Raw genomic sequence first — 5239 nt, 5'->3', positions numbered from 1 at the left:
GGTCTCTCCGCGGACCCGCTCGGACCAGCGGTCCACTGCCAGCAGGCTCATGGCGCAGTCGAAGACCATGAAAATGGTGAGGACCCAGGTGAGGACCTTGCCGAACCGGTTGGGGATCTTCAAAATCACCTGAGCGACCCGGGGATAGAGGCTTTTGATCCACAGGACGCCCAGAATGCCCCAGAACAAAGAGTAGAGCAGGCAGATCCGGCCGTCGAGGTTGAAGGGCATCCGACTGTAATCCCAGGAAGTGGAGCCGAAGAGAGTCTCCTGCCCCCAGGAGAGCAGGTACTCAATGACACTGCCCACCACGGCTCCGCCGAAAAAGGAGATGGAGGAGCTGCGGTTGCGATAGCGGTACAGGGCCAGGGTCATCACCACCGCGCCGATACCGTAGACAGGGTTGAAGGGACCGTAAACCAGGCCGGAGCGGCTTTCGATATACCCGTTGCGGAAGAGGCACCACAGGATCTCCACCACCACGCCCGCAAAGCTGCCGGCGATGCAGATCAAAGCGACCTTGTAAAAGTTGACGCCGGAGGCAAAGCTATCCGCCTGCTCCTCCTCCAGGTCGATAACGGAGTTGGCGGGGGCACGGCGGAAGAGGCCCTTGCGCTGGGAGCTCTCCTGCCCCTCCCGCAGGCGGGTGGTGAGCTCGTCGGCCTTGTCGGAGGCCCACTGATGGGCCTGACGCAGGCAGGAGGAGGCATCCTCCAGCATCTCCACCTCCCGGGTCACGTCGCTGCGCAGGGCGGCTTGCTCCTCCGGAGAGAGGCTTTGCTGGTCGGCCAGCTGTTCGTAATACTCCTCATACTGAACTTCCAGCGCCTTTTCCGCACGCAGGACGTCCTGACTGCAATCCAATAGATCCTTTGTCTGCATAAAAACCTTGTATGATATACACATGGCAAAAGCCAGTGAAATCATACTTCTCCTTTCCTGGTTTTTGTTATGATTGGGATAGACACTGTGGACTGTTCATAAGACCTATAGCTTGACTATTATTTGGAGTATATGGCCGCAGTTTCTATCCCAATTGTTGATTGGTTGGATAAGCCGCAGAGCTTTCATTTCGCGCAAGGCTACGAGGATAGATTCTTGTGGAACACAGTTGTCGCAAATGATACAAGGAGTGATGCGTACATGATCTACCTCGGCATTGATGTCGCCAAAAACTCGCACGTGGCTGCCGCCATGTCGTCAGAGGGAGAAGTACTCCTCATGCCATTTTCCTTTGCAAACAGCGCCGATGGTTTTACCCTGCTGCGGGAAAAGCTGAACAACCTCCCAAAGCTGCCTTTGCTGGTTGGCTTGGAATCCACTGCCCACTATGGGGAAAACCTGATTTGTTTTCTCTGTGGGAACGGATACCATGTAGCCATGATCAATCCTCTTCAAACAGCTGCCATTCGAAAATCTGCTATCCGTAAGACCAAGACAGACAAAGTGGATGCTTTTGTGATTGCCAAGGCTCTGATGATGGAAGGCTATACAGAATTGCAGCAATCAGATATTCAGATTCTCAAGTTGAAGGGACTGTGTAAAACAAGGCAAAATCTGATTCTCATGCGAACTCGCTGTAAAATTCAGCTCGGCAGCTTTGTGGATCAACTCTTCCCGGAGTTGAATCGGTTTTTCCGGTCTGGCCTCCATATCAACGTCTCTTATACGCTCCTGAAAGCGCATCCCAGGCCGGCAGAGGTGGGGGCCCTTCACCTGACTTACCTCTCAAACCTTTTGCGCAAAGCATCCAGAGGCAAGTATAAGAAAGAAGATGCCATCCGCTTGCGTGAACTTGCCCGGAATTCCATTGGTACAGACAATCCGGCGTTAGCCTTGCAGATCCGGCAGGCTGTTTCTCAAATTGAACTCTTTTCCGCGCAGCTTAAGCAGGTGGAGAGTGAAATTTCCACCATAATGGATTCCCTTGATTCTCCGATTATGACGGTTCCCGGAATCGGATATCTGAACGGGGCAATGATTCTTTCCTGCATTGGAAACATACAGCGTTTTTCATCACCAGCGAAGCTCCTTGCTTATGCTGGGCTTGATCCCGCTGTTGTTCAATCCGGGAATTTTAGTGCGAAAAGCACCAGAATGTCCAAACGCGGAAATTCCATGCTCCGCTATGCATTGATAAATGCTTCCCACAACGTTGTCCGCAACAATGAAACATTTGCTCAATACTACAATTCCAAGATTGCACAGGGTAAGTCTCATTACTGTGCTTTAGGACATACCGCTCATAAACTGATCCGTGTCATCTTTGCGCTGCTCACGAACAATATCGCGTTCGATTTAGCTTGATTCATTCTTGTTCCAGGTGGGCTGCGAAAGCAGCTCTGCTTTGCTATGCCTATTTTTTGCCCTGCACTTTTTCGAATCTCTCTATTGACTTTCCATAGTTGGTCTCCTGTCGAAATTTGCCGTTGTGGGATATAGTAGCACACGGAGGGCGTGAAGGCAAGTGCCGCTCCGTTGTGCAGGGGCTGCAGGAGTACAAGAAAAAATCCCGCCACATTGCTGTGGCGGGATTTTTGAAAGTGCAATCGAAGAATCAGCGCTTGGAGAACTGGGGAGCCCGACGGGCGGCCTTGAGGCCGTACTTCTTACGCTCCTTCATACGAGGATCGCGGGTCAGGAAACCGGCCTTCTTCAGGATGGGACGGTTGTCCTCGCTGGCCAGCAGCAGGGCGCGGGCGATACCGTGCCGCAGGGCGCCGGCCTGGCCGGACACGCCGCCGCCGGTGACAGTGGCCACAACATCCATCTTGCCGGTGTTGCCGGTGGCCTCCAGAGGCTGACGGACCAGCATCTTCAGGGTGTCCAGACCGAAATACTCATCAATGCTCCGGCCGTTGACGGTGATGGAGCCGGTGCCGTTGGGGAACAGATGGACGCGGGCCACAGAGGACTTCCGGCGACCAGTGCCATACAGATAGGGCTTCTTGGACTGATACATACTTCAAACTCCTCCTTATTCCGCGTCCAGAGCGACGGGCTTCTGAGCCTGCTGCTCGTAGTTGGCGTCCGCATAGATGTGCAGCCGCTTCAGGGATTCCTTGCCGATGGTGTTCTTGGGCAGCATACCGCGGACAGCCACCTTCATGGCCAGCTCGGGCTGCTCCTGCATCAGGATGCGGTAGGGGGTCTCCTTCAGGCCGCCGATCCAGCCGGAGTGGGTACGGTACATCTTCTGGGTGCCCTTCTTGCCGGTCAGCACAGCCTTGCCGGCGTTGATGATGATGACATAGTCACCGCAGTCGGCGTTGGGGGTGAAAGTGGGCTTGGTCTTGCCGCGCAGCAGGTCGGCAGCCCGGACAGCGGTCTTGCCCAGGGGCTTGCCCGCGGCGTCCAGGATGTACCACTTACGCTCAATGTTGGCCTTGTTTGCCATAAAAGTGGACATGGTGTTTCCTCCGTATATTGAAATTCTTTGCTTTGCTTTACAAATCAAGAGCTCCGGGTTACAATCGGAGCAAGGATATTTATACCACCCTGACGGCGGAATGTCAACGGGAAATTCATTTAACCGGGATAAACCTCTGAATTTCTCTTGATATCTCTTATTATCTCCTGATTTCTCGCATCTTATTTTGGTTTTTCGGAGGAGGACCCTATGCGCCGAAACGCCTGGGAGCGATGGATCTTCTGCGCGGTCAGCCTGATGTTGATTTTCTGTGCCGCTGTATATGCCCCCACGATCTATGGCAACAGCCCGGAGGAGATCAACCGGTATCTCCGCTGGGAGATGGCGGACCGGGGCACCGGCCCCATCTGACTGCCGGCGGTGGGGGACGATGGGCCGGACCGCTTCGCCATGTTTTTGGGCGAGAGAAAACCGGACGAGCGTTACATCGTCCGGTTCCCGCAGAATGTCGATGGGGACTATGAAGCGTATGGGCATCCGGTGTGGATGTACGGCCCGTACCCGGTGCGGGGCGTCTACACCCAGCCCATGAGGGCTATTCCGGCCACGGAAGCCTGTTACGTCATCGGGAATGAATCGGAAAAACTGACGGAGGTCCGGCTGCGGGTGGACGCAGGCCTGGACGAATCCGTCTCCATCCCCGCCCCGCCGTCCCTGACCATCTGGCGGTTTACAGGCGGGGACATGGGCTGGCGCCTGGTGGACCGGTATTTTGACGCCCGGGGCGAAGAACTGCCCTGACGTTTGAAAACAATATGTAATGCTACAAGATCCACTGGACCAACAGCAGCAGCACAAATCCCGGCAGGCCCAGGACGGCGATCACCAGGGCATTCCACAGGTTCAGCCCCAGGGCGATGCCGGTGAGGCCCGCCGTCAGCCGTACGGCCCCCAGGGCTAGAAACCCCAACAGGGTGTTCAGCAGTAGTTTCAGCGCCAGGCGGAAGGGGGAGCTGAACACCCGGATCAGAGCGACGAGAAAGAAGCCCGCCAGGATGGCGGCGATGATCTTCTGACTCAGGTCCATGTGGACGCCCCCTCCAGCCCGGCAGCAGCCGCTGCCTCGGGACTCCGCTCCTTGATGGCGCGGATCAGATAGTTGCACCGGGCCTTCACGGCACTGATCTGGTAGACGCAGGACTCCACCAGCTCCGGGTCCAGGGCCTGGTCGAACTGGCGATAGGCCTGGGCCAGGTCCCCCTGGGCCTCCAGCAGCTCGGCCTTCAGGGTCAGCAGCTCCGGGTCGGGGCGGGCGGCTTTCTTGGCAAAAACAGGTTTCATGGCAGTGTCCCTCCTATCCATATTCTTACGGGGAGTTTGGACAAATATGCCAGCTTTCATACAAGGAGGCAGGAAGAACATGCCAACAGAACAGGAGAACTTCATGGCCCAGGCTCTGGCGCTGGCGGCGGAGGCCGCGGCGGCGGGGGAGGTGCCCGTGGGCTGCGTTATCGTCCGGGACGGGGAAATCGTGGGCCGGGGCCGCAACCGGCGGGAGGAGAAGCAGGCCACCGCCTCCCATGCGGAGATGGAGGCCATTGCCCAGGCCAACGAGCACCTCGGCACCTGGCGGCTGGATGACTGCGAACTGTACGTGACGCTGGAGCCCTGCCCCATGTGCGCTGGGGCTATCCTGAATGCCCGTATCCGCCGGGTTTGGTACGGCGCCCGGGACGAGGCCTTCGGTGCCTGCGGCGGAGTGACCAACCTGTTTATGGAGAGCTTCCCCAACCGGCCCGCCCTGGTGGGCGGCATTCTGGGAGAGGACTGCCGCCGGGTGCTGGCGGATTTTTTTGCCGGGCTCCGGGG

9 protein-coding genes are annotated in these 5239 nt (G+C 56.9%); 4 read left to right on the top strand and 5 right to left on the bottom strand.

Annotated features, from left to right (window positions below; genetic code table 11):
• Positions 1-927 (bottom strand): putative ABC transporter permease (locus tag OCV80_RS10870; RefSeq protein WP_267288397.1); only part of this gene is annotated, 927 nt, incomplete at its 3' end.
• A gap of 216 nt (positions 928-1143) precedes the next feature.
• Here OCV80_RS10870 and OCV80_RS10865 point away from each other — a divergent pair.
• Entirely contained in the window at positions 1144-2307 is a 1164-nt protein-coding gene (locus OCV80_RS10865) for an IS110 family RNA-guided transposase (protein ID WP_267288396.1), read from the top strand.
• Positions 2308-2557: 250 nt separating this feature from the next.
• Here OCV80_RS10865 and rpsI read toward each other — a convergent pair whose 3' ends face one another.
• Positions 2558-2962, bottom strand: coding sequence for a 30S ribosomal protein S9 (rpsI, locus tag OCV80_RS10860; RefSeq protein ID WP_021749304.1), 405 nt, complete (start codon positions 2960-2962; stop codon positions 2558-2560).
• A 15-nt stretch (positions 2963-2977) separates the two neighbouring features.
• Entirely contained in the window at positions 2978-3409 is a 432-nt protein-coding gene (gene rplM / locus OCV80_RS10855) for a 50S ribosomal protein L13 (RefSeq protein ID WP_036630356.1), read from the bottom strand.
• 210 nt (positions 3410-3619) lie between these two features.
• Between rplM and OCV80_RS10850 the strand changes: the two genes are divergently transcribed.
• Positions 3620-3781, top strand: coding sequence for a hypothetical protein (locus tag OCV80_RS10850; RefSeq protein ID WP_267288395.1), 162 nt, complete (start codon positions 3620-3622; stop codon positions 3779-3781).
• Positions 3782-3820: 39 nt separating this feature from the next.
• Positions 3821-4171, top strand: a complete 351-nt coding sequence (locus tag OCV80_RS10845; RefSeq protein ID WP_119310540.1) for a hypothetical protein — start codon at positions 3821-3823, stop codon at positions 4169-4171.
• A gap of 22 nt (positions 4172-4193) precedes the next feature.
• Here the strand turns inward: OCV80_RS10845 and OCV80_RS10840 are convergent, their stop codons facing one another.
• Together OCV80_RS10840 and OCV80_RS10835 are read right to left on the bottom strand one after the other, a co-directional pair.
• Complete coding sequence (locus tag OCV80_RS10840; protein ID WP_119310541.1) at positions 4194-4457, bottom strand: pro-sigmaK processing inhibitor BofA family protein; 264 nt, start codon at positions 4455-4457, stop codon at positions 4194-4196.
• A complete protein-coding gene (locus tag OCV80_RS10835) occupies positions 4448-4711 on the bottom strand; it encodes a DUF2508 family protein (protein ID WP_025544947.1) in 264 nt (87 codons plus the stop codon). Before OCV80_RS10835 ends, OCV80_RS10840 begins: the two co-directional genes overlap by 10 nt.
• 79 nt (positions 4712-4790) lie before the next feature.
• Between OCV80_RS10835 and OCV80_RS10830 the strand changes: the two genes are divergently transcribed.
• Positions 4791-5239, top strand: a 449-nt coding sequence (locus OCV80_RS10830) for a nucleoside deaminase (protein WP_267288394.1), incomplete at its 3' end; no start/stop codon positions are given.

Source organism: Oscillibacter acetigenes, from assembly GCF_025567605.1.
Lineage (GTDB): Bacteria > Bacillota > Clostridia > Oscillospirales > Oscillospiraceae > Oscillibacter > Oscillibacter welbionis.
The sequence above is the reverse complement of the archived record's forward strand: the minus strand, read 5'-3'. Positions and strand labels throughout refer to the sequence as shown.

Coding starts and splice junctions, on each gene's coding strand:
- OCV80_RS10865 (WP_267288396.1), top strand. CDS start 1,144: ATGATCTACCTCGGCATTGATGTCGCCAAAAACTCGCACGTGGCTGCC.
- rpsI (WP_021749304.1), bottom strand. CDS start 2,962: ATGTATCAGTCCAAGAAGCCCTATCTGTATGGCACTGGTCGCCGGAAG.
- rplM (WP_036630356.1), bottom strand. CDS start 3,409: ATGTCCACTTTTATGGCAAACAAGGCCAACATTGAGCGTAAGTGGTAC.
- OCV80_RS10850 (WP_267288395.1), top strand. CDS start 3,620: ATGCGCCGAAACGCCTGGGAGCGATGGATCTTCTGCGCGGTCAGCCTG.
- OCV80_RS10845 (WP_119310540.1), top strand. CDS start 3,821: ATGTTTTTGGGCGAGAGAAAACCGGACGAGCGTTACATCGTCCGGTTC.
- OCV80_RS10840 (WP_119310541.1), bottom strand. CDS start 4,457: ATGGACCTGAGTCAGAAGATCATCGCCGCCATCCTGGCGGGCTTCTTT.
- OCV80_RS10835 (WP_025544947.1), bottom strand. CDS start 4,711: ATGAAACCTGTTTTTGCCAAGAAAGCCGCCCGCCCCGACCCGGAGCTG.